20 protein-coding genes and 2 tRNA genes are annotated in these 24,031 nt (G+C 68.4%); 16 read left to right on the top strand and 6 right to left on the bottom strand.

Annotated elements, in window-relative coordinates; all coding sequences use genetic code 11:
• Positions 1–40 precede the first annotated feature (40 nt).
• A tRNA-Gly gene (locus BM349_RS10175) sits at positions 41–114 on the bottom strand.
• A 122-nt stretch (positions 115–236) separates the two neighbouring features.
• On the opposite strand from BM349_RS10175, the gene BM349_RS10170 reads away from it, so the two are divergent.
• From BM349_RS10170 to BM349_RS10140, 7 genes are all read left to right on the top strand, one after another.
• Positions 237–310 (top strand) — tRNA-Pro (locus BM349_RS10170).
• A 74-nt stretch (positions 311–384) separates the two neighbouring features.
• A complete protein-coding gene (gene tig / locus BM349_RS10165; protein WP_091706746.1) occupies positions 385–1,821 on the top strand; it encodes a trigger factor in 1,437 nt (478 codons plus the stop codon).
• Positions 1,822–1,888: 67 nt separating this feature from the next.
• Complete coding sequence (locus BM349_RS10160; RefSeq protein ID WP_091706745.1) at positions 1,889–2,374, top strand: tetratricopeptide repeat protein; 486 nt, start codon at positions 1,889–1,891, stop codon at positions 2,372–2,374.
• A gap of 116 nt (positions 2,375–2,490) precedes the next feature.
• Complete coding sequence (locus tag BM349_RS10155) at positions 2,491–3,078, top strand: ATP-dependent Clp protease proteolytic subunit (RefSeq protein WP_091706744.1); 588 nt, start codon at positions 2,491–2,493, stop codon at positions 3,076–3,078.
• 31 nt (positions 3,079–3,109) lie between these two features.
• Complete coding sequence (locus tag BM349_RS10150; protein WP_091706743.1) at positions 3,110–3,781, top strand: ATP-dependent Clp protease proteolytic subunit; 672 nt, start codon at positions 3,110–3,112, stop codon at positions 3,779–3,781.
• Between the two features lie 215 nt (positions 3,782–3,996).
• Positions 3,997–5,265: an ATP-dependent Clp protease ATP-binding subunit ClpX gene (gene clpX, locus BM349_RS10145; protein ID WP_091706742.1), complete on the top strand. Its 1,269-nt coding sequence runs from the start codon at positions 3,997–3,999 to the stop codon at positions 5,263–5,265.
• Positions 5,266–5,301: 36 nt separating this feature from the next.
• Positions 5,302–6,411, top strand: a complete 1,110-nt coding sequence (locus BM349_RS10140; RefSeq protein ID WP_091706741.1) for an epoxide hydrolase family protein — start codon at positions 5,302–5,304, stop codon at positions 6,409–6,411.
• Positions 6,412–6,417: 6 nt separating this feature from the next.
• Here the strand turns inward: BM349_RS10140 and BM349_RS10135 are convergent, their stop codons facing one another.
• Positions 6,418–8,469 (bottom strand): M3 family metallopeptidase, encoded by a 2,052-nt coding sequence (locus BM349_RS10135; RefSeq protein ID WP_091706740.1) that lies wholly within the window; start codon positions 8,467–8,469, stop codon positions 6,418–6,420.
• A gap of 107 nt (positions 8,470–8,576) precedes the next feature.
• On the opposite strand from BM349_RS10135, the gene BM349_RS10130 reads away from it, so the two are divergent.
• The 3 genes from BM349_RS10130 to BM349_RS10120 are packed head-to-tail and all read left to right on the top strand — an operon-like array spanning position 8,577 to position 10,797.
• The gene (locus tag BM349_RS10130; protein WP_091706739.1) at positions 8,577–9,212 is read left to right on the top strand and encodes a winged helix-turn-helix domain-containing protein; all 636 of its coding nucleotides are present in this window, start codon (positions 8,577–8,579) and stop codon (positions 9,210–9,212) included.
• The gene (locus tag BM349_RS10125; protein WP_091706738.1) at positions 9,209–9,424 is read left to right on the top strand and encodes a hypothetical protein; all 216 of its coding nucleotides are present in this window, start codon (positions 9,209–9,211) and stop codon (positions 9,422–9,424) included. Before BM349_RS10130 ends, BM349_RS10125 begins: the two co-directional genes overlap by 4 nt.
• On the top strand, positions 9,421–10,797 hold the full coding sequence (locus BM349_RS10120) for an MFS transporter (RefSeq protein ID WP_091706737.1): 1,377 nt from the start codon (positions 9,421–9,423) through the stop codon (positions 10,795–10,797). The genes BM349_RS10125 and BM349_RS10120 overlap by 4 nt, the downstream gene beginning before the upstream one ends.
• Before the next feature lie 9 nt (positions 10,798–10,806).
• Here BM349_RS10120 and BM349_RS10115 read toward each other — a convergent pair whose 3' ends face one another.
• Positions 10,807–11,055 carry a hypothetical protein gene (locus BM349_RS10115; RefSeq protein WP_091706736.1) on the bottom strand — a complete coding sequence of 83 codons (249 nt, stop codon included), beginning with the start codon at positions 11,053–11,055 and terminating at the stop codon, positions 10,807–10,809.
• Between the two features lies 1 nt (position 11,056).
• Complete coding sequence (valS, locus tag BM349_RS10110; protein WP_091706735.1) at positions 11,057–13,636, bottom strand: valine--tRNA ligase; 2,580 nt, start codon at positions 13,634–13,636, stop codon at positions 11,057–11,059.
• Between the two features lie 123 nt (positions 13,637–13,759).
• On the opposite strand from valS, the gene BM349_RS10105 reads away from it, so the two are divergent.
• On the top strand, positions 13,760–14,227 hold the full coding sequence (locus tag BM349_RS10105; RefSeq protein ID WP_139230911.1) for a hypothetical protein: 468 nt from the start codon (positions 13,760–13,762) through the stop codon (positions 14,225–14,227).
• Between the two features lie 8 nt (positions 14,228–14,235).
• On the opposite strand, the gene BM349_RS10100 is transcribed toward BM349_RS10105, so the two are convergent.
• Positions 14,236–14,892, bottom strand: coding sequence for a pentapeptide repeat-containing protein (locus tag BM349_RS10100; RefSeq protein WP_091706733.1), 657 nt, complete (start codon positions 14,890–14,892; stop codon positions 14,236–14,238).
• 274 nt (positions 14,893–15,166) lie between these two features.
• Between BM349_RS10100 and ileS the strand changes: the two genes are divergently transcribed.
• Genes ileS through ndk form a run of 4 tightly spaced genes read left to right on the top strand, consistent with a single transcriptional unit; the run spans position 15,167 to position 20,717 of the window.
• Complete coding sequence (ileS, locus tag BM349_RS10095) at positions 15,167–18,541, top strand: isoleucine--tRNA ligase (RefSeq protein WP_091706732.1); 3,375 nt, start codon at positions 15,167–15,169, stop codon at positions 18,539–18,541.
• On the top strand, positions 18,538–19,890 hold the full coding sequence (locus BM349_RS10090) for a bifunctional folylpolyglutamate synthase/dihydrofolate synthase (RefSeq protein WP_091706731.1): 1,353 nt from the start codon (positions 18,538–18,540) through the stop codon (positions 19,888–19,890). The genes ileS and BM349_RS10090 overlap by 4 nt, the downstream gene beginning before the upstream one ends.
• On the top strand, positions 19,887–20,297 hold the full coding sequence (locus BM349_RS10085; RefSeq protein ID WP_091707239.1) for a DUF4233 domain-containing protein: 411 nt from the start codon (positions 19,887–19,889) through the stop codon (positions 20,295–20,297). The genes BM349_RS10090 and BM349_RS10085 overlap by 4 nt, the downstream gene beginning before the upstream one ends.
• A 3-nt stretch (positions 20,298–20,300) precedes the next feature.
• Entirely contained in the window at positions 20,301–20,717 is a 417-nt protein-coding gene (ndk, locus tag BM349_RS10080) for a nucleoside-diphosphate kinase (RefSeq protein WP_091706730.1), read from the top strand.
• Between the two features lie 18 nt (positions 20,718–20,735).
• On the opposite strand, the gene BM349_RS10075 is transcribed toward ndk, so the two are convergent.
• A complete protein-coding gene (locus BM349_RS10075) occupies positions 20,736–21,338 on the bottom strand; it encodes a vitamin K epoxide reductase family protein (protein WP_091706729.1) in 603 nt (200 codons plus the stop codon).
• Positions 21,339–21,624: 286 nt separating this feature from the next.
• On the opposite strand from BM349_RS10075, the gene BM349_RS10070 reads away from it, so the two are divergent.
• On the top strand, positions 21,625–24,027 hold the full coding sequence (locus BM349_RS10070; RefSeq protein ID WP_091706728.1) for an Rne/Rng family ribonuclease: 2,403 nt from the start codon (positions 21,625–21,627) through the stop codon (positions 24,025–24,027).
• The last annotated feature ends 4 nt before the right edge of the window (positions 24,028–24,031 follow it).

Below are 24,031 nucleotides of genomic sequence, written 5' to 3'. Positions count from 1 at the left end.
GACGGCACATCGCCCGGGAAGGGTGAGAGGTGGGAAGAAATGGAGGGGCTGACGGGAATCGAACCCGCATCATTAGTTTGGAAGACTAAGGCTTTACCACTAAGCTACAGCCCCGATTGTCGACGGCGTCCGCCGACTCATCGATTCTATGGCATGACGCAGCGATGCCTGTGCCCGCCGGGCCGTCGGCTAGACTTCTTGGGGCCGATCAGCACGTATCCGCGTGCGCACCCGCCCGGGGCGTAGCTCAGCTTGGTAGAGCGCCCGCTTTGGGAGCGGGAGGCCGCAGGTTCAAATCCTGTCGCCCCGACATCACGGCCCCCAAGAACCCACATCTTCAGTGCCGCGCTGGTGCGCGGTCGATCACAAGGAGAACGAACAGGCATGGTCAACAGCACCGTCGAGAAGCTCACCCCGACTCGGGTGAAGCTGCACATCACGGTCTCGCCCGATGAGCTCAAGCCGAGCATCGCTCACGCGTACGAGCACATCGCGCAGGACGTGCAGATCCCCGGATTCCGCAAGGGCAAGGTTCCCGCGCCGATCATCGACCAGCGTGTCGGCCGCACCGCCGTGATCGAGCACGCCGTCAGCGAGGGTCTGGACACGTTCTATCGCCAGGCAGTGGAGGCGAACGAGCTCCGCGTGCTCGGGCGTCCGAGCGCCGACGTCAAGGAATGGCCGAACGAGAAGGACTTCTCCGGCGACCTGCTCGTCGAGATCGAGGTCGACGTGCGTCCCGACTTCGAACTGCCCGCCTTCGAGGGCACCACCGTCGAGGTCGACGCGATCGAGGTCGACGAAGCCGCCATCGACGAGGAGCTCGATCGACTGCGTGCCCGCTTCGGCACGCTCGTGACGGTCGACCGCCCGGCCGCGACGGGTGACTTCGTCGAGCTCGACCTGGTCGCCACGATCGACGGCGCCGAGATCGATCGGGCCGAGGGCGTCTCGTACGAAGTCGGATCGGGCGAGCTGCTCGAGGGCATCGACGAGGCCATCGACTCGCTCACCGCCGACGAGGAGACCACGTTCCGCTCGACGCTCATCGGCGGCGACCACGCCGGCGAAGAGGCCGAGGTGGCCGTCGTCGTCAAGGCCGTCAAGGAGCGCGAGCTGCCCGAGGCCGACGACGACTTCGCTCAGATCGCGAGCGAGTTCGACACCCTCGCCGAGCTGCGCGAGAGCCTGAGCGAGCGCGTCGCGCAGCAGTCCACATTCACCCAGGGATCGGCCGCGCGCGACAAGCTGATCGAGCAGCTCCTGGCGCAGACCGACATCCCGGTCCCGCCGGCGCTCATCGAGGACGAGGTGCACACGCACCTCGAGGGCGAGGGTCGCCTCGAGGACGACGTGCACCGTGCCGAGGTCACCGAGGCCAGCGAGAAGCAGTTCCGCACGCAGATGCTGCTGGATGCCGTCGCCGAGAAGCTCAACGTGCAGGTCTCGCAGGACGAGCTGACCCAGTACCTCGTGCAGTCCGCCGCGCAGTACGGCATGGCGCCCCAGGACTTCATCGAGGCGCTGCAGCAGAACAACCAACTGCCGTCGCTGGTCGGCGAGGTGGCGCGCAGCAAGGCCGTCGCCGTCGCGCTGGGCCAGGTCGTCGTGGTCGACACGAACGGCAAGCTCGTGGACCTGACCGGTTTCGTCTCCACCGATGACGACGAGACCGCCGAGGAAGAGGTCCTCGACGAGGCGCAGGACATCGCCGACGCGGCGGCCGACGCCGATGCCGTGATCGAGGCCGAAGAGGCCGAGCCGGCGGCCAAGCCGGCCGCAAAGCGCAAGAGCACCAAGAAGACCGCGGACGCCGAGTAGGCGAACGTCGGATGAGACGGGGGCGGATGCTGCGGCATCCGCCCCCGTCTCGTACGAGAGGACAGTCATGGACTCGTGGACCGAACGCGTCGAGGCGGTGTGGGCCGACGAGGGCGCCACCGATCAGGAGCGCATCGAGCGGATCGACGAGCTCGCGCGCCAGCGTCCCTCGGGCGACGCGATGGCGCTGTTCGAGCGCGCGGGCGCGCGGGACTCCGCTGGACGCGAGACCGAGGCGGAGCCGCTCTACCGCGAGGCCCTCGCCCGCGGGCTCGACGAGGAGCACCGGACCCGGGCGATCATCCAGCTCGCGAGCACGATCCGAAACCTCGGTCGCGTGGACGAGTCGCTCGATCTTCTCCGTGCAGAGTACGAGCGCGGCGCGCCGGCGCCCCTGCCCGATGCCGCTGCGGCGTTCTACGCCCTCGCGCTCGTCTCGAAGGGGGATGCCGTGACTGCGGCATCCGTGGCCTTGCAAGCGCTTGCGCCGCACCTTCCGAGGTACACGCGGTCGGTCGCGGCCTATGCGGATGAGCTGACGTCGACGGACTGACCCTTCGCCACCCGAGCCGGGCTCGACGCGCTTCTCTGCCCAGGGCGAACACGGACTGGTCGGCGCGGGCGCGCCGGTAGATTCGTAGCCACGACCACCGAATCAGGAGTTGAAACATGGCCGAACCCCTTGTCGCGACGAGCGTCTTCGACAGGCTGCTGAAAGACCGCATTATCTGGCTGGGCTCGGAGGTGCGCGACGACAACGCGAACGAGATCTGCGCGAAGATCCTCCTCCTCGCAGCCGAGGACCCCGAAAAGGACATCTTCCTGTACGTGAACTCGCCGGGCGGCTCGATCACCGCCGGCATGGCCATCTACGACACGATGCAGTTCGTCCCCAACGACATCGTGACCGTCGGCATCGGCATGGCGGCGTCGATGGGGCAGCTGCTTCTGACCAGCGGCACGAAGGGCAAGCGGTACATCACGCCGAACGCCCGCGTTCTGCTGCACCAGCCCCACGGCGGCTTCGGCGGAACCTCGAGCGACATCCAGACGCAGGCGCAGCTCATCGTCTCGATGAAGAACCGTCTCGCCGAGATCACCGCCGCCCAGACCGGCAAGTCGGTCGAGCAGATCAACGAGGACGGCGACCGCGACCGCTGGTTCACCGCGGACGAGGCGCTGGAGTACGGCTTCGTCGACCACATCCGCGCACACCTCGGTGATGTCGTCGGCGGCGGCGGCACGGACCAGGAGTGACCGAAGGCGAATGAGAAGGAACAACAGCGAAATGAGCACCCCCACCTTCGGCGGAACAGCGGGCAACGGGCTGGCGATGCCCTCGAGCCGGTACATCCTGCCCCAGTTCGAAGAGCGCACGGCCTACGGCTACAAGCGCCAGGACCCCTACAACAAGCTCTTCGAGGACCGCGTCATCTTCCTCGGCGTGCAGGTCGACGACGCGTCCGCAGATGACGTCATGGCCCAGCTTCTCGTGCTCGAGAGCCAGGACCCCGACCGCGACATCATCATGTACATCAACTCGCCCGGCGGCTCGTTCACCGCGATGACGGCGATCTACGACACCATGCAGTACATCTCGCCCCAGATCCAGACCGTCGTGCTCGGACAGGCCGCCTCTGCGGCGGCAGTGCTGCTCGCGGCAGGTGCGCCGGGCAAGCGACTCGCGCTGCCGAACGCGCGGGTCCTGATCCACCAGCCGGCGATGGGTGAGGCCGGACACGGTCAGGCCTCGGACATCGAGATCCAGGCCGCGGAGATCCTGCGCATGCGCACGTGGCTCGAGACGACGCTGTCGGCGCACTCGAACCGCACCGTCGAGCAGGTCAATCGTGACATCGACCGCGACAAGATTCTCGACGGCCGCGAGGCCGTGGAGTACGGCCTGGTCGACCAGGTGCTCACGACGCGCAAGCGCGTGCCCGCCGCGCTCACCAAGTAGGACCGTCCGCCTCGACGCCCCGTCACCCTCCCTTCGGAGGGGGCGGGGCGTCGTCGTGCGACCGGATCCGCCCTCAGCAGAACGCCCCGCGCCGCATCCACAATGCGCGTCGCAATCCCGGCGCATGTCGCCGTCAGCGGTTAGGCTCGGAGGCAGTCGGGGCCAGGTCCCGTCGCGGGGCGCTTTCGTTCCGGCACGCAATGAGGAGGAGCCTGATGGCGCGCATCGGTGAGAGTGCCGACCTGTTCAAGTGCTCCTTCTGCGGGAAGAGCCAGAAGCAGGTCCAGCAGCTGATCGCAGGTCCGGGCGTCTACATCTGCGACGAGTGCGTCGAGCTGTGCAACGAGATCATCGAAGAGCGCATGGCCGAGTCCTCGACCGGCGTGGTCTCGGACTTCGATCTGCCCAAGCCTCGCGAGATCTTCGCGTTCCTCGAGGAGTACGTGGTCGGCCAGGAGGCCGCCAAGCGCGCACTCTCGGTCGCGGTCTACAACCACTACAAGCGCATCCGCGCGCACGGCACACTGCAGAGTGCCGAGCAGCGCGCCGACGAGGTCGAGATCGCCAAGAGCAACATCCTGCTCATCGGCCCGACCGGGTGCGGCAAGACCTATCTCGCGCAGACGCTCGCGAAGCGCCTCAACGTGCCGTTCGCCGTCGCCGATGCCACCGCGCTCACCGAGGCCGGCTACGTCGGGGAGGACGTCGAGAACATCCTGCTCAAGCTCATCCAGGCCGCGGATTTCGACACCAAGCGCGCTGAGACCGGAATCATCTACATCGACGAGGTCGACAAGATCGCCCGCAAGGCCGAGAATCCGTCGATCACGCGCGACGTGTCCGGTGAAGGCGTCCAGCAGGCGCTCCTGAAGATCCTCGAAGGCACGGTGGCCTCCGTTCCCCCTCAGGGCGGGCGCAAGCACCCCCACCAGGAGTTCATCCAGATCGACACGACGAACGTGCTGTTCATCGTGGCCGGCGCATTCGCGGGGCTCGAAGACATCATCTCCAGCCGCGTCGGCAAGCACGGCATCGGCTTCGGCGCTCCTCTGCACACCAAGGGCGACGACCTGAGCCTGTTCAGCGAGGTCCGGCCGGAGGACCTCCACAAGTTCGGCCTGATCCCCGAGTTCATCGGACGCCTCCCCGTCGTCGCGTCCGTGACACCGCTCGACCAGGTCGCGCTCATGGAGATCCTGACCGAGCCGAAGAACGCGCTCGTCAAGCAGTATCAGCGCATGTTCGAGCTCGACGGCGTCTCACTCGAATTCGACGCCGAAGCGCTCGAGGCGATCGCCGACCTCGCGGTGGAGCGCAAGACCGGCGCGCGCGGGCTCCGCGCGATCCTCGAGGACGTGCTCGGACCGATCATGTTCGACATCCCGTCGAACGACGACGTCGAGAAGGTCATCGTCACGAGGGACGCGGTCGAAACCGGCGCGGCACCGACGTTCATCAAGCGTCAGGCACGCAAGAGCGCCTGACCCAGGGGTGTCCGACCCGGGGCGTAGCCTCGGGTGATGCGTCCGTTCCGCATCGACGTACCGGATGCCGTGCTCGACGACCTGCGCGCGCGGCTCAATGCCGCACGACTGCTCGACGACTCGCCGAATCGGCCCCCGTCAGGGATGTCGGCACCGTACCTGCGGGACCTCGTCCAATCCTGGGCCGCCTTCGACTGGCGCGAACGCGAAGCCTGGCTCAACGGGCATCCTCAGTTCCTCGCCGACGTCGGAGACGCCACTGTTCACTTCGTCCATCGACGGGCTCGGCAGGGCGATGCGCCCGCGCTGCTGATCATGCACGGCTGGCCGCACCTGTTCACGCTCCAGCTGGACTACGCCGACCTGCTCCCGGACTTCCACGTCGTGGTGGTGAGTCTGCCGGGGTTCGCGTACTCCACCCCGTACGCGACGGGGCGGATCACCGAGAGCAGGCTCGCCGAGACCATGCACCGACTGATGACCGAGGTTCTGGGGTATGAGCGCTACCTCACGTACGGCGAGGACGTGTCCGCGAACGTGAACGACCTGATCGCAGCGCGGTATCCGCACGCCGTGGCCGGCATCATCGTGACGCACGCGCACTTCCCGACACCGGAGGAGCGCCGCGCACTGGTGCTGCCCGACGAGCGCGCCTTCTTCGATCGGCTGGCGGCGACCCATCACACCGACGGCGCATACGGTCATGTCCAGGCGACCCGCCCCGACACCCTCGCGGTGGCGCTGAACGACTCTCCGTCCGGACTCATCGCCTGGCTGGTCGAGAAGCTCGTCGAGTGGAGCGACACCCCGCCCGGCGAGCCGTCGGCGATCGAACGCCGCATCTCGCGAGAGCGACTGCTCACCGAGGCGACCGTCTACTGGGTCACGCAGACCGTCGCCTCATCGTTCCGTCCCTACTACGAGGGCGCCGACACCCCGGGTCCGATACCGCCGGTCACCGTCCCGGCGGCCGTCTTCATCCAGCGGCACGAAGGCGACTATCCCGAATCGATCGCACGCTCGTACTACCGCGATCTGCGCACGTTCGAGCGGCTCGAAGCGGGCGGGCACTTCGCGGTCGGCGAGGTGCCGGACGCGATGGCGGAGCGCACCCGCAGGTTCGCGCGCGAACTCGGACTGCTGTAGCCGCCGTCAGGCCGCCAGGCCCCTCCGCTCCAGCAGCGGCTGGATCTCGGCATCCCGTCCCCGGAAGTCGCGGTAGGCCTCCAGCGGGTCCTTGGATCCGCCGACTCCGAGCAGCCGCTGCCGGAACCGGTCGCCGTTCTCGCGGGTGAGGCCCCCGTTGTCGCGGAACCACTCGACCGTGTCGGCATCGAGCACCTCGCTCCAGATGTACGAGTAGTAGCCGGCGCTGTAGCCGCCCGAGAAGACGTGCGCGAAGTACGTCGAGGAGTAGCGAGTCGGCACCGCCGGGTTGTCCAGTCCGATGTCGGCGAGGGCGGCGGCCTCGAATGCGGCAACATCGATGTCCGCGGCAGCCTCGCCGGCTCCGAGGGAGTGCCACGCCTGGTCGAGCCAGGACGCGGCGAGGTACTCGCTCGTCGCGAAGCCCTGATTGAACGCCTCGGATGCGCGCAGCTTCTCGACGACATCGCGGGGGAGCGGCTCGCCGGTCTCGACGTGACGCGCGTACGAATCGAGGATCGCGGGCCAGTAGATCCACATCTCGTTGACCTGGCTCGGGAACTCGACGAAGTCGCGGAAGACGTTCGTGCCGGCGAAATGCGGGTAGGTCACGGTCGCGAACAGGCCGTGCAGGGCGTGCCCGAACTCGTGGAAGAGCGTGGTGACCTCATCGAGCGTGAGGAGTGTCGGCCTGCCCGGAGCGGGCTTGGGGACGTTGAGGTTGTTCACGACGATCGGCTGGGTGCCCCGCAATCGCGACTGCGACACGATCGAGTTCATCCAGGCTCCGCCGCGCTTCGTATCGCGCGTGTAGAGATCCAGGATGAAGAGGCCGACCGCCGAGCCGTCGGCGTTGCGAACCTCGAACACCCGGGCGTCCGGGTGGTACGCCCCAAGCTCGCTCTGTTCCTCGAACGTGACGCCGTACAACTCGGTGGCGGCGTGGAACACACCGTCCCGGAGCACCCGCTCGGCTTCGAACCAGGGCCGCAGCGCGCCGCGATCGAGGTCGTATTCGGCGGCGCGCACCTTCTCGGTGTAATACGCCCAGTCGTGTGCCTCGAGGGCGAACGGCTCGGTTTCGGCGTCGACGATCGCCTGCAGAGCGGCTTGCTCGCGGCTTGCGTTCCGTGCAGCGGGCACGGCGAGGCGACGCAGCAGGTCGTGCACAGCCTCGGGCGAGCCCGCTGTCTCATCCGACGTGATGTACGCGGCGTGCGAGTCATACCCGAGCAGGGCGGCGCGTTCGGCCCGAAGGCGCACGATCTCGCGGAGAACCTCGCGGTTGTCGTTCTCGCCGCCGCGCGAGCCGCGGGCCCGTGATGCATCGAGGATGCGCTTTCGGCTGTCGCGGCTCGTCAGCGACGAGAGGTAGGGGTGGCCGGTGAAGAGCGTCAGCGTGACGACCCACTTGCCGGCGAGTCCGCGATCCGCCGCGGCCTGGGCGGCCGCAGAGATCTCGCCCTCGGCGAGCCCGTCGAGGTCAGCCAGCTCGTCGAAGACGACGGCGAGGTCGTTCGTGTCGCGCAGCAGATTCTTCTCGAACGTGGTGGTGAGCGTGGACAGGCGCTGATTGAGGGCCGTGAGCTGCTCCTTCGCGGCCTCGTCGAGGCCGGCTCCCGCGTGCGACATCTCGCGGAACCTCCGCTCGACCAGGTAGCGCTGCTCGGCGGACAGGTCGAGGTCATCGAGCTGCTCATGGAGTGTCTTGATGCGCCAGTACAGTGCCGCGTCGAGTTCGATCGAGTCCTGGTGGGCCGACATCAGCGGGGCGAGCTTCTCCTCGATGTCCTGGATCTCGGGCGTGGCGTCAGCGGAGGAGACCGTGTAGAAGGTGCGCGAGACATCGCCCAGGAGCTTTCCGCTGGACTCGAGCGGAACCATCGTGTTCTCGAACGTCGGCATCGAGCGGGCTCGGGTGATGCTGCCGATCTCGGCCTTCTGCTGCGCGAAGGCCTCCTCGAATGCGGGGAGATAGTGCTCGGGACGGATTGCGGAATAGTCCGGCAGACCGTACGGAAGCGAGCTGGGGGACAGGAGCGGGTTCTCGTTCACCATGCCCGCCAGCCTAGCCCGGCCACTCGAACTTGCCGCCAGATGTTTGCAAACGACTAATTGCAAAGAATTGGTTGCAAAGAATGCTTTGCATGGCTATCGTAGGTGTCATGGACGAAGAACAGGAACTCACTCCGGATGTCGCGGCTCGCGTCGAGCAGCGGCACTCCGAAGACCGCGTTCTCGACACCGGTGCGCTGCGGGCGCTTGCTCACCCGCTGCGCGTGCAGATCTACGACATCCTCAGCCAGTACGGCCCGCAGACCGCGAGTTCGCTGGCGGAGAAGCTGGGGGAGTCCTCCGGCTCGACGAGCTACCACCTGCGCGCACTGGCCAAGCAGGATCTCATCCAGGAGTGCACCGACCGGGGAACCGGCCGCGAACGCTGGTGGGAGCGCCCGATCGGCGGCGTCTCGTTCGCGAACGCGGATGCGATGAAGACGCCGGCCGGGCGCGCTGCGACCCAGATCGTGATGAACGAGTTCTTCCGCAATCGGCAGGAGCAGCTCGTCAACTTCATGAACGAGGGGATCGCCAGCGCGGGCGAGGACTGGCAGAGCGGCACGATGATCTCGACCGCCACCGCCCGCCTCACCCCGGAGCAGAGCAAAGAGCTCTCCATCAAGATCATGGCGTTGATCGACGACGCCGTGGACAAGTACCGCAATCAGACCGGCGAGGACGTGCGACCCGTGACCATCCGGGCCGACGTGTTCCCGCTCCCCGACCTGGGAGGACAGCCATGACCGCCATCTCCGCACCCCGCTCCCTCACCCGCACGACGCCGTTCGAGCGCGCGCTGCTGAGCGCAGCATCCGCCCTCGACGTGTACGTCGCAGCGCGGCTCGAGCGTCGAAACGGCGCCGCACACCGTCAGGCTGCCGTGGCGCAGTCGGCGTTCGACGCCGCGCGTCGGGGCGCCGAGGCCCGTGGCGCGATCGGCATCCTGCCGCGATGAGCGACGCGACCGACACCGACGCCGCCACTGACGCGGCGGACGGTGCCGAACCGTCGAAGACGGCGGCCGGGCGGGCACGCAGGGTCCCGCTCGGCCGCGACTTCGGCAGACTCTGGACTGCTGCCGCCTTCAGCAATCTGGCCGACGGCCTCGGGCGCACGGCGGTCCCGCTGATCGCGACGACGCTCACCCGCGATCCGCTGGCGATCTCGGTCATCGGTGCCTTGGCCTTCCTCCCGTGGCTCGTGTTCGGTCTTCCGGCGGGGATGCTGGTGGACCGATTCGACCGCCGCGTCATCATGGCGGTCGCAAACGGCATCCGCGGCGCGGTCGCCCTGTGGCTGGCGATCCTCACAGCGACCGGCCAGATCAGCCTCTGGACGCTGTTCCTGGGCACGCTCGTGTTCGGACTCGGTGAGACCCTGTTCGACAATGCGACGAACGCCGTGATCCCCGGTGTCGTGACCAGGCGCCAGCTCGACCGGGCGAACGGACGGATGCAGGCCGCCCAGGTCACGATCGACAGCTTCATCGCCACGCCGATCGCCGGTGTGCTCTTCGCAGTCGCGCTCGCCCTGCCGCTGTGGGTCGGGGCACTGGGTTACCTCGTGCCCATCGCGCTCGCGCTGATGCTGCCGCTGTCCGCCGCGAGGCCGCTGCGGGACCGCGCGAGCGTGCCAGACCGCGACGCACCCGACATCGAGGTGAGCGGACCGACCGCCGAGCCGATCGCGACGCCGCTGGCCGCGTCGAACGTGTCCGCGCGCGAAGCGATCTCGTACCTCTGGCACAACCACTACCTCCGCGCCATGGTCGTATTCACCTCGCTGGTGGGCTCCGCCTTCTCATTCGCACAGGCCGGCACGATCCTGTACTTCCTCGACGAGCAGAACGTGGCGCCCGCAGCGATCGGCTTCGTCACCGCGGGCATCGGCATCGGCGCTCTGATCGGGTCGATCGTCGCCCCGGCGATCGTGGCCCGGCTCGGTCGCGGATGGGTGATGTTCTCCGCGAACATCATCGCCGCCGTGGCCATGACCCTCACCGGACTCGCCCCCGGTGTCGTGACTGCGGTCCTCGCCTACGCGCTCTTTGCGTTCGCCGTCTCCACCTGGAACGTTCCGTGGGGAGCCCTGCGACAGCAGATCGTGCCGGCGCATCTCTTCGGCCGTGTGCTCGGGATCATCCGCATGCTCACGTGGGGGCTGTTCCCGATCGCCACGCTCTTGGGCGGCTGGGTCGCCCGGATCGACCTGCGACTGCCGTTCCTGATCGCCGCCGCCTTCGTGCTCGTGGCAGCCCTCCTTGCGAGCCGGCTGCTCATCGTGGGGACGAAGCGCGCCGGCGCCGAAGCAGAGGCCGACGCGGAGTGAGCCGGCAGGTTACGCGAACCCGTCCTGCTCGTCATGCCGGACGACTGCCTCGCCGGTCTCGTCGAGGCTGACGATCACGCCGGTGTCGAGCTCTGCGATCGGCCTGCCCTCGAGCCAGGTGAGGGTCCAGCGCGGCGCCGGCTGACCCAGCTGGTCGGCCGGGATCACCGCCTCCACCGCGGCGATCTGCACCCGCAGCGCTGCGGGCACCGACGCGGGCGGATCGCCGCCGGCGGTCCATCGGGTGCCGAGTTGCATGTCAGGCCTCCTGCGGGGCGAGCTCGATCCGAGACACGGAAACGGTCTCGGCCTCCGAGTAGGTGATCTCGGCGATCCGGCCCACGGCCTTGAGGTCGCCCTCGGCCACCTGCAGCAGATCCACGGATGCCGTGGGTGCGGCGATCGTCACGCTGGTGACCGGCGTCTTCTGGGACGCCTTCGCCTCGGTCTTCGCCCGCCGGATGCCGACGAGCGCCTCACCCACAGAGACCAGCACGGCGGGGTCGCCCTCGATGCCGAGCGGCACCGGCCATTCGGCCGTGTGCACCGAGCCGTCGTTGAACCAGGACCATGCCTCTTCGGACGCGAACGCCAGCACCGGTGCGAACAGGCGCAGAAGCGTGGCAACGGCGATCCGCAGCGCGAGGGCCGCGGAGGCCTGGCCGATGTCCGATCTGTCGTAGGCGCGCTCCTTGACCAGCTCGAGGTAGTCGTCGCAGAACGTCCAGAAGAACGATTCGGTCACCTCCAGGGCGCGGGCGTGGTCGTACGCCTGGAGAGCCCTCGTGGCTTCCCGCACGACTGCGTCGAGCGTCGCGAGCATCGAGGCATCCAGGGCGTGGGTGACTTCGGCACCCTCGGGAACCGGGAAGGACAGCACGAACTTGGCCGCGTTGAGGATCTTGATCGCGAGACGTCGCCCGATCTTGATCTGCGTCGGATTCTGCGGGTCGAACGCGGCATCCGTGCCGAGTCGAGACGATGCCGCCCAGTAGCGGACCGCATCCGAGCCATGCTGATCGAGGATGTCGGCCGGGGTGACGACATTCCCCTTCGACTTGGACATCTTCTTGCGGTCGGGATCGACGATGAAGCCCGAGATGGCGGCATCGGTCCAGGGCGCCCGGTCGTCTTCGAGCGCGCTGCGCAGCAGCGTGGAGAAGAGCCAGGTGCGGATGATGTCCTGTCCCTGCGGGCGCATGTCGAAGGGGGCCACGAGGTTCCACAGCTCGGGGTCGCGCTCCCAGCCGCCGGCGAGCTGCGGAGTCAGCGACGAGGTCGCCCAGGTGTCGAAGATGTCCTTCTCGCCCTCGAAGCCACCGGCGGCCCCGCGCTGCGATTCGGTGTACCCAGGAGGAACGTCGCTCGTGGGGTCGACGGGCAGCTGCGCGGCATCCGGCGTGAGCACGCGCGAATAGTCGCGCTCGCCGTTCTCGTCGAGGCGGTACCAGACCGGGATCGGCACGCCGAAGAACCGCTGGCGTGAGACGAGCCAGTCGCCGGTGAGACCGTTCGTCCAGTTCTCGTAGCGGACGCGCATGAAGTCGGGATGCCACGACACTTCCCGCCCGAGGGCGATCAGCTTCTCGCGCAGGGGCTCGTCGCGGGCGCCGTTGCGGATGTACCACTGGCGCGTGGAGACGATCTCCAGCGGACGATCGCCCTTCTCGTAGAACTTGACGGCGTGCGTGAACGGCTTCGGATCGCCGATCAGCTCGCCGGATTCCGCGAGCAGCTCCGCGACGCGCTTCTTGGCGCTGAACACGGTCTTGCCTGCGAGCTCGGCGTACGCGGCCTTCGCACCGTCCGTCACGATGACGTCCGGCGCCTCCGCGAGCACGCGTCCGTCGGCGCCGAGGATCGTCCGGTTCGGCAGGTCGAGCTCGCGCCACCAGATGATGTCAGTCACATCGCCGAAGGTGCAGATCATCGCGATTCCCGAGCCCTTGTCGGGCTGGGCGAGCGGGTGGGCGACGATCGGCACCTCGACCTCGAAGAGCGGCGTGCGCACCGTCGTGCCGAACAGCGGCTGGTACCGCTCGTCATCGGGGTGGGCGACGAGCGCGACGCACGCTGCGAGCAGCTCGGGGCGTGTGGTCTCGATGTGGACGTCCCCGGCACCGTCGCTCCTGTGGAACGCGACCCGGTGGTATGCCGCGGGCTGGTCCCGATCCTCGAGCTCGGCCTGGGCGATCGCGGATCGGAAATCGATGTCCCACAGGGTCGGGGCCATCGCCTGGTACGCCTCGCCCCGCTCGAGATTGCGCAGGAACGCGCGCTGGCTCGTGCGCATCGTGTCGTCCGAGATGGTGCGGTAGGTCTGCGTCCAGTCCACGCTCAGGCCGAGCTGGCGGAACAGCTCCTCGAAGGCGACCTCGTCCTGCACCGTGAGCTTCTCGCACAGCTCGATGAAATTGCGCCGGCTGATCGGCACCTGGTCGGCCGCGCGGGAGCTCTTGTTGTCGCCGCCTTCGTAGGGCGGGGTGAAGTCCTGCCGGTAGGCGAGCGACGGGTCGCACCGCACTCCGTAGTAGTTCTGCACGCGACGCTCGGTCGGCAGGCCGTTGTCGTCCCAGCCCATGGGGTAGAAGACCGACTTGCCCCGCATCCGCTCGTACCGCACCTTGATGTCGGTGTGGGTGAACGAGAAGACGTGCCCGATGTGCAGACTGCCGCTCGCGGTCGGCGGGGGCGTGTCCACCGAGTAGGTGCCCGCGCGTCCTGCCTCGGCTGCGCGCAGCCGATCGAACAGGTACGTCCCCTCTTCATCCCACCGCTGCGACCACTTCGCTTCGAGACCTTCGAGAGCGGGCTTGTCGGGAATGTGCGCGTCGGCCATGAGGGTCTCCTGTGCGATATGTGCGGCACTGTGTGAGCGTGCCTGAGTGTGGGATGTGACGCGATTCTACCCGCGCAGTCTGAGTGCTGCACGATGATGGAGGGGCACCGGAGGGAGGCGATCGTGGTGGTCAAGCCTTCGACCCTCATCTTCGATGCGGTCACGCGCCTGCACGAGCGGGGCATGCAGGGCCTCCGGGTCCGCGCGAACTTCTACGCGACGGGGCACTGGCGCTGTCGCGTGTATGCGAGCCGTGCCGGCGACGAGCCGGACCGGGAGCGCGATCAGCTGCTCTCGTATACGTCCGGCCGTGACCAGGACATCTTCGGCGATGGGCGACGCGACTGGACCGTGGAGTCCCTGGCCGACGAGCTCGGCGGGCGCGCGGCGCCGTTCCCCGATGCCACGCGCTCCGACCCCGCGTACGTCGAATGGTTCGCCGGGATGCGGGAGGCGACGGGTCCGGACGGCGTCTTCGCGCTGTGGGACGACTACGACGACTGGGAGAGCACCGGGAGGGTCGCGGTGATCCGGGTGCACGGCGACGAACGCACCGCGCCGGACTTCCTGCCTCTGCCCCCATCGCCGTAGCAGGCGGATCAATCCAGGACGCGGATGCCGAGTGCCTCGGCCAGGGCCGGCGCGAGGTACTCGACCTGGCGCGCCGAAAGCGCGGCGCCGCGAAGGGACGCGGGATCCAGGTAGGACACCGCCTCCAGCCCGCGCAGGTCGAGGTCCTTGGCCTGGAGCCCCCGCGTATCCACGTCGTCGGCGCGACTCTCCGCGAATGCCATGCGGGAGACGGTCGCCTGCGGGATATCGAGCGTCCCGATGGTGCAATCGGCGATCAGCAGATCGGCGACGCGCGCTCCGGCGAGGGACACGTAATCGATTCGCACGCCGCGCATCTCGACCTCGTCCAGATCCGCGTCTGCGAGGTCGAGCGTGCCGATCCGGCCGCCCGCGATGCGCACGCGTCGCAGCCGCGCTCCGCGGCCCCCGACGGTCGTGGCGCGCAGATCGCGGACTTCGACGTCTACCAGCACGGCGCCGGTCAGCTCGAGCCGTTCGACCGACGGGCCGATCAGCTCGCATTCCGTGATCTCGGCGTGCGCAGCATCCGTATGGCTCTCCAGAACGGTCCATCGCAGCTGGAAGAAGTCGCCGGCACGGGCGAGGACCGGTCCGTCCTCGAGTCGCGCCGGCAGATCCGGCGCGGACAGCCGCGGTGCGGCCAGGGGAGCGGAGCGGGCCATGCTCCTACGCTACGGCCCGCGCGCCATGCGCGTAGAATCGAGCTAGCAGCATCGATCCGGCCATCACCGGGGAGCTTCCGGAAGAACGCATCGAACCTCGGAACGTCGGGCACCGATGTCACTAGAACCGGACGGAGCAGGCCCGTCACAGCCGCAGTGAAAGAGGCTCGGGATCCGATCGCAAGATCGGCACCGGGCAACGCGGGGTGGTACCGCGGTCCTTCCGATCGGCAGGGTCGTCCTCGCAGGAAGCGATGCGACCTGCTGGAGTGACATGACCTACCCCAAGACCGGACCCGACGTCCCGCCGAGCCCCCGATTCCCTGCGATCGAGCGCGAGGTCATCGATTACTGGAAGGCCGACGACACCTTCCGGGCGTCGATCGAGAACCGCGAGGGCGCGCCGGAGTGGGTCTTCTACGACGGGCCTCCGTTCGCCAACGGTCTGCCGCACTACGGGCACCTGCTCACCGGGTACGCGAAGGACCTCTTCCCGCGCTTCCAGACGATGCGCGGCAACCGCGTCGATCGCGTCTTCGGGTGGGACACGCACGGCCTGCCGGCCGAACTCGAGGTGATGAAGGAGCTCGGCATCACCGAGAAGGAGGAGATCGAGCGGATGGGCGTCGCGACCTTCAACGCGAAGGCGCGGGAGTCCGTGCTGGCCTACACCCACGATTGGGAGGACTACGTCACGAGGCAGGCGCGATGGGTCGACTTCGAGCGCGGGTACAAGACGCTCGACACCGACTACATGGAAAGCGTCCTGTGGGCGTTCAAGACCCTGTACGACAAGGGCCTCGCCTACGAGGGCTACCGCGTCCTGCCGTACTGCTGGCGCGACCAGACCCCGCTTTCCAGCCACGAGCTGCGCATGGACGACGACGTGTACAAGATGCGCCAGGACCCCTCCGTGACGGTGACCTTTCCGCTGGTCGGCGTCAAGGCCGAGGCACTCGGACTCACCGCGGTGCGGGCGCTCGCCTGGACCACCACGCCCTGGACCCTGCCGACCAACCTCGCATTGGCCGTCGGCCCCGGCATCCGATACGTCGTCGTCCCCGGCGGACCGCTCGGCGCAGCCGACGTGCATCACGCGCCGGACGGCCACAGCGATCAGCGCGCCGAGGCCGAGTCGCATCGCTATCTCCTCGCCGAGGAGCTGCTGGCGAACTACGCGAAGGACCTCGGGTACGAGACCGCCGAGGATGCCGCGGCCGCGGTCGAGGCTGTGCACATGGGCGCGGATCTCGCCGACGTGCACTACGACCGCCTGTTCGACTACTACGCCGACGCCGAGGTCTGGGGCACGCAGAACGCGTGGCGCATCCTCGTCGACGACTACGTGACGACCAGCGACGGCACCGGCATCGTGCACCAGGCGCCCGCGTTCGGCGAGGACGACCAGCGCGTCGCCGAGGCGGCCGGCATCCCCACGATCCTGAGCCTCGACGACGGCGGCCGGTTCCTCCCCGCAGTGACGGATGTGGCCGGTGAGCTGTGGATGGATGCGAACACGCCCCTCGTGCGCATCCTCCGCCAGGACGGCCGCCTCGTGCGGCTCGCAAGCTACGAGCACTCGTACCCGCACTGCTGGCGCTGCCGCAACCCGCTCATCTACAAGGCGGTCTCGAGCTGGTTCGTCCGGGTCACGGATTTCAAAGACCGACTGGTCGAGCTCAACCAGCAGATCACGTGGGTTCCCGACAACGTCAAGGACGGGCAGTTCGGCAAGTGGCTCAAAGGGGCGCGCGACTGGTCGATCAGTCGCAACCGCTACTGGGGCTCGCCGATCCCGATTTGGAAGAGCGATGATCCCGCGCACCCGCGCGTCGACGCGTACGGGTCGCTCGCCGACCTGGAACGCGACTTCGGACGCCTCCCACGCAACAGCGCCGGCGAGGTCGACCTGCACCGTCCGTACATCGACGATCTGACCCGCCCGAACCCCGACGACCCGACCGGTGCGAGCACGATGCGCCGGATCGAGGATGTGCTGGATGTCTGGTTCGATTCGGGGTCCATGCCGTTCGCGCAGGTGCATTATCCGTTCGAGAACCACGACTGGTTCGACGAGCACTCGCCCGCGGACTTCATCGTCGAGTACATCGGCCAGACGCGCGGCTGGTTCTACCTGATGCACGTGCTCTCCGGCGCGCTGTTCGACCGTCCGGCGTTCACCGGCGTCAGCTGCCATGGCATCGTGCTCGGCAGCGACGGTCAGAAGATGTCCAAGTCGCTGCGCAACTACCCGGACGTCTCAGAGGTGTTCGACCGCGACGGCTCCGACGCGATGCGCTGGTTCCTGATGGCGAGCTCCGTGCTGCGCGGTGGCAACCTCATCGTCACGGAGGAGGGGATCCGCGCCGGCGTGCGCGAGTTCATGCTCCCGCTGTGGAACGCGTGGTACTTCTTCTCGACGTACGCGAATGCCGCCGGTGGACCGGGCGGCCGGGGATACGAGGCCACCTGGCGCACCGATTCCACCGATGTGCTCGACCGGTACATCCTGGCGCTGGCCGGCGATCTGGTCCGCGAAGTGGCCCTCGATCTGGAGGGACTCGACTCGACGACGGCCGCGGCGAAGCTCCGCGACTTCGGCGAGGCGCTGACCAACTGGTACATCCGGCGCTCACGCGACCGGTTCTGGGTCGGAGTGACCGACGACCCGAAGAGCCGCGAGGCGTTCGACACGCTTTACACCGTCCTGGAGACACTGACTCGCGTGGCGGCGCCGCTGATCCCGCTCGTCTCGGAGCGGGTGTGGCAGGGGCTCACCGGCGGTCGCAGCGTGCATCTGCAGGACTGGCCGGACGCCGACGCATTCCCCGCGGCCGACGACATCCGGGCGGCGATGGATGCCGTGCGCGACGTGTCCTCGGTCGCGAACGCACTGCGCAAGCGCGAGGGCAAGCGTGTGCGCCTGCCGCTGGCGCGCCTCACAGTCGTCGTGGCCGGGGCTTCCGCCCTGGCGCAGTTCGAGGACATCCTGCGAGATGAGCTGAACGTGAAGGCCGTCGAGCTCGTCGACCTGCAGGAGGACACCGCCTCGGCATACGGCATCTCCAACCGCCTTTCCGTCAACGCCCGCGCGGCGGGGCCGCGGCTCGGCAAGCAGGTGCAGCAGGCGATCCAGGCGGCCAAGGCCGGTGACTGGTCCGAGGCCGACGGTGTCGTCACGGCAGGTGCGATCGCGCTGCAGCCGGGCGAGTACGAGCTCGTGCTCGAGACGACCGGCCGGCCCGAGGGGGAGGCACTCGCGGTGCTGCCCGGCGGCGGTTTCGTGCTGCTCGACACCGCGGCGACCCCGGAGCTGGAGGCCGAGGGGCTGGCACGCGACGTCATCCGCGCGGTGCAGGACACCCGCAAGGCCGCCGGTTTCGAAGTGAGCGACCGCATCCGACTCGCACTCGCGTTCTCCTCGTCGGCCGACAGGGAGGCCGTGGCGTCTGCGTTCGACCTGGCCGACGTGGCGGGGGAGACCCTCGCGCTCGAGCACTCGGTGACGGATGCCGGTGGTGCGTCCCTCATGGGCGACGGCGTCGGGTCCTCCGATGCTGCGGACCACTCCGTGGAATTCAACAAGGGGACCTTCGCCAACGCCGGGCCGTTCACGGTGTCGGTCACGAAGGTCGAGGTGTCGAAATGAGCGATCGCAGTCGCGCCGATGCGGTCTACGCTGCGCTGCTCGAGCGGCAGGGCGAGCGTTGGGTGCAGCCGCGAGTCGAGCGTACGAGACGGGTTCTCGAGCTGCTCGATGACCCGCAGCGGACGTATCGCGTCGTCCACGTCACCGGCACCAACGGCAAGACCTCGACGAGTCGCATCATCGAGAGCCTGATCCGAGCGCACGGCCTGCGCACCGGACTGTTCACGAGTCCGCACCTGGAGCGGTTCACGGAGCGGATCATGATCGACGGCGAGCCGGTCGCCGACGCAGCCGTGGCGGACGCGTGGGACGAGATCCAGCCGTTCGTCGACCTCGTCGACGCCGAACTCGCAGCCGCCGACGATGCGCCGCTGACCTTCTTCGAGCTGCTCACCGTGCTCGCCTTCGTGGCGTTCGCCGACGCCCCGATCGATGTGCTCGTGCTCGAGGTCGGCATGGGCGGCTCGTGGGATTCGACCAACACGGCCGACGGAGACGTCGCGGTGTTCGCGCCGATCGACATCGACCACGCCGACCGGCTCGGCGACACCATCCGCGAGATCGCCGATGTCAAATCCGGAATCATCAAGACCGGCGCCGCCGTCGTCTCGGCCCGCCAGGATCGCGCCGCCGCTGACGTGCTGCGCGCGGCCGCCGCTCAGCGGGATGCCACGATCGCGTTCGAGGGAGACGAGTTCGCGCTCACCGACACCCGGCTCGCGGTGGGCGGTCAGCTCATCTCCGTCCGCGGCCTCGCCGGAGTGTACGACGAGGAGTATCTGCCGATGTTCGGCGCGCACCAGGCGCAGAACGCGGCGCTCGCGATCGCCGCGGTCGAATCGCTCATCGGCGGGGGCAGCCAGCCGATCACCGGAGACATCATGGCCGAGGGGCTCGCTCAGGCGACCTCGCCCGGCCGTCTTCAGCTCGTCGGCGTCGCGCCCACCGTCATCGTGGATGCAGCGCACAACCCGCACGGCGCCCGCGCGCTGGCGGGGGCACTCGGCTCCTCCTTCGACTTCGACGAGTGGGGTGTCGTACTCGGCGTCCTCGCCGACAAGGATGCCGCGGGAATCGTCGCAGAGCTGGCACCGCTCGCCGCGCACGTGTTCGCCACGGCACCGGATTCGGAGCGCGCGGACGACGCCGATCGCATCGCAGACCTCGCCGAGGCGCAAGAGCTGCCGGTGGCGGTGCATCCGAATCTCGCGGATGCTGCCGAGGCGGCGCGCGAATGGGCCGCGGCATCCGATCGTCGGGCAGTCGTGATCGCCGGATCGGTCGTCCTCGCCGGCGAAGCGGTGGCACTCGCTGCCGCCGAGGACTGGAAGGCCGGGTGGGCGGAGTGACCGCGAATGCGGAGCATCCTCGCCCGCGCCGGGCGCGCGGCGCCGCGGAGTCGCTCGGCTCGATCGTGCTCGCGTTCGAGTCGATCATCGTCTTCCTCGGCGGCTTGGCCGTCTACGGTCTGAAGGCGCTGCCCGAGCCGATTCCGCCGTGGTGGGGGATCGTCGGCGGGACGGTGCTCGCGATCGTGATGCTGCTCACCGGACGGGTTCTGCGCCACCGCTGGGGGATCGTGCTCGGCTGGGTGCTGCAGGGGATCGTCGCCCTCGCAGGCTTCCTCGTTCCCGCGCTCTTCCTCGTGGCGCTCATTTTCGGCGGCATGTGGGGGTATGCGACGATCAAGGGGGCTTCGCTGGACGCGCGCAACGCGCGACTGGCCGCCGAAGCCGACACCGCGAACGGAGACTGACACATGGCCACCGAAGAGACCCTCGTCCTCGTCAAACCCGATGGCGTCGCACGCGGCCTGACCGGGGCGATCCTCGCCCGCATCGAGGCGAAAGGCTACGCGCTCGTGGACATCCGGCTCGTCGAGCCGGATCGCGACGTGCTGGAGCAGCACTACGCGGAGCACGAGGGCAAGCCGTTCTACGAACCGCTCCTCGAGTTCATGATGTCCGGCCCCTCCGTCGCCATCCGGCTGGCCGGCAACCGGGTCATCGAGGGCTTCCGCTCCCTCGCAGGCACGACCGACCCGACGACTGCGGCGCCCGGCACGATCCGCGGCGATTACGGACGCGACTGGGGCCTGAAGGTCCAGCAGAATCTCGTCCACGGCTCGGACAGCACGGAGTCGGCCGCGCGAGAGCTCGACATCTGGTTCCCCTAAGCCGCTGCAGGCTCGAGGTCAGAAGATCGACCCGAGCACGTCCAGGCGCACCTGGGCGATGATCGCGATGATCGCGTAGCTGACGACCGCCAGGAGCGGCACCCAGCTCATGAGGCGGTCGGCGCCGTTGCGCAGGCCGCGCGGCGCCGGAAGGATGCCCGTGCGCAGGACATGGAGCGTCACGGCGTAGAACGTCGGAATCGTCACGACCCAGGTCACCATGCACCAGGGGCACAGCGTGCCCAGCACGAAGATGCTCTGGCCGATCAGCCAGATCACGAACACGAACGCCGACGTCACGCCGAGTGCGAACAGCAACCAGAACCAGCGCGCGAACCGCGCTCCGGCGAGGATGGCGAAACCGACGACGATCGGTGCCATCCAGCCCGTCAGCCCCAGGATGGGATTGGGGAAGCCGAAGACGCTGCCCTGCCAGGACTCGAGGTTCTTTCCGCACTGCACCAGCGGACTGATGTCGCAGCCCAGGATCGCATCGGGGTCTTCGAGCAGGTGGAGCCGCTCCATCGTCAGTGAGAACGCCGCCCACCATCCGATGACGCCGGCGATGATCAGCCACACCGCCAGGGCCGTCGGTCGGGTGCGGGTGAGGGGCTGCGTCATGCCTCGGATTATGGCATCGGGGGCTGAGCGGATGCCGCGTGCGCGACCGTGCAAAATCAGTCGGGGCGCCTCCCGCACATTCCTCCGAGGAAAGTGCGATAATGGTCGCGATGCGTCGCGGCCGCGCCGCCAACGCGTCACCAGAAGACTTCGGGCGATGAGCGCCCTTCGCAGCACGAGCCACGGGCCGGCTGCAGACCGAGTGAGTTAGCGGCACCGCAGGTGCGGCACCGCACGAGATTTCGCCGGACGACGCGCGGTGTCGCCCGCAGGGAGTACGCCAGTGATGGCCGATGAAACCGATGCACACCTCGAACCCCGCGACGAATCAGACAGCCCGGTAGCGCAGAGCGCTCCGGAGGCTGCGGCATTCGCAGGCGACGAGCCCACCTTTGACGCGCCCGCGCGCGCGGAGGTCGACGGTTCCGCCGAGGAGCCGACCTCTGAATCGTCCACCGACGCCGATGCGTTTGCGGAGCCCGATCCGACGCCCGACGGCGCACCCGAGGCGAGCGATTCGAACGGCGCGACCGAACCCGAAGCGCCGGCGGACCCCGATGCTCTCGTTGACGGTGAGCCCGGAGAATCCGCCGAGGATGCCGGCGCCGAGGCGCCGTCTACCGGCGCGGACGCCGAACCCGAGGCCATCCCCGACGACGCCGGACCCAAGTCCGCGGTCGATCTCGGCCTGCTTCCCGAGGTTTTCGTCTCGGCAGTGTCCACTCAGCTGGTCTTCTATGCGCCCGAGATCGCCGCGCTGCCGGCGCTGCCCGAGCACGAGCCCGTCGCCGAGCAGGCGTCGTCCACGAGCGCCCGTCGTCGCAATCGCCGCAGGACCGGCGAGGGTCGCGACGACTCGTCCGGCCCGTCCGAGCAGCAGCCGCCGCGCCAGCGCGCGGTCGAGCTGATCACGGAGCCGCAGCGCATCAAGGGCTCGACCCGCCTCGAGGCGAAGAAGCAGCGCCGCCGCGACGGTCGCGAAGCCGGGCGCCGACGCGCCGTGGTGACCGAGGCCGAGTTCCTCGCACGCCGTGAGGCGGTCGATCGCGAGATGATCGTGCGCTCCAAGAACGGCCGCATCCAGATCGCGGTGCTCGAGGACAGCGTGCTGGTCGAGCACTACGTCGCTCGCAACCAGGACGCATCGCTGATCGGCAACGTGTACCTGGGCCGCGTGCAGAACGTGCTCCCGAGCATGGAGGCCGCGTTCGTCGACATCGGGCGCGGACGCAATGCCGTCCTCTACTCAGGTGAGGTCGACTGGGACGCGGTGGAGACCGGCAACCAGCCTCGTCGCATCGAGCTCGCGCTCAAGAGCGGCGACCGCGTGCTCGTCCAGGTCACGAAGGACCCGGTCGGTCACAAGGGTGCCCGGCTCACGAGCCAGATCTCCCTGCCGGGCCGCTACCTCGTCTATGTGCCCGGCGGTGCCATGAACGGGATCTCCCGCAAGCTTCCCGACACCGAGCGCGCACGCCTGAAGAAGATCCTCAAGGAGGTGCTTCCGGAATCGTCCGGCGTCATCGTCCGCACGGCCGCCGAGGGCGCCACCGAGGATCAGCTCACGCGTGACGTGCAGCGTCTCACGACGCAGTGGGAGCACATCAGCCGTCAGGTCGAGTCGATCCAGGCCCCTGCCCTCCTGCACTCCGAGCCCGATCTGCTCGTGAAGATCGTCCGCGACGTCTTCAACGAGGACTTCACGAAGATGCTCATCCAGGGCGAGGACGCACATCAGACGATCACCGCGTACCTCGAGAGCGTGGCGCCCGATCTGCTGGACCGGATCGCACCGTACGAGGGGGAAGCCGACCCGTTCGACGAGTTCCGCGTCACGGAGCAGATCGAGAAGGCGCTCGATCGCAAGGTCTGGCTGCCCTCAGGCGGCTCGCTCGTCATCGACCGCACCGAGGCGATGACCGTCGTCGACGTCAACACCGGGAAGTTCGTCGGCTCCGGCGGCAACCTCGAAGAGACCGTCACCAAGAACAACCTCGAGGCGGCCGAGGAGATCGTCCGCCAGCTGCGCCTGCGCGACATCGGCGGGATCATCGTCGTCGACTTCATCGACATGGTGCTCGAGTCCAACCGCGATCTCGTCCTGCGCCGCCTCGTCGAGTGCCTGAGCCGCGACCGGACCAAGCACCAGGTCGCGGAGGTGACCTCGCTCGGGCTCGTGCAGATGACCCGCAAGAAGCTCGGCCTCGGCCTGCTCGAGACCTTCAGCGAGCCCTGCGAGGTCTGCGCCGGCCGCGGTGTGATCGTGCACCACGACCCGGTCGTGAAGCATCGCGCCCCGATCGGCAACGGCCAGCCTCCCGGACGCCGTCCGCGTTCGGCGGCGCCGAACACGAACGGCGGCGCCGGGGGCACCCACGTCATCACGGAGGGCGTCAAGTCCGCCCTCGCGCAGATCGCCGCCTCGACGATCCACCCGCACCACGAGGAGGAAGTCGCGCCGGTCGCGGCATCCGTCGCCGAGCCGCCCGTGGAGCGCCCCAAGAAGCAGCGGAAGAAGCGTCAGGACGCCGCATCCAGCGCACCGCGGACCGAGAAGGATCTGCTGCTCGACTCGGTGCTCAGCGCGCTTCCCGAGCCCAAGGCCCCGGGCCAGGGCCGTGGACGGCGGAGGGTGTCGACGGCGGCGCTGACCGGGACGCCGGTCTCGCATGCGCCGTCCGACGAGTAGCGAG

It is taken from the genome of Microbacterium sp. cf046, from assembly GCF_900114345.1.
GTDB lineage: Bacteria > Actinomycetota > Actinomycetes > Actinomycetales > Microbacteriaceae > Microbacterium.
This window is presented reverse-complemented; position numbering and strand designations above follow the sequence as displayed.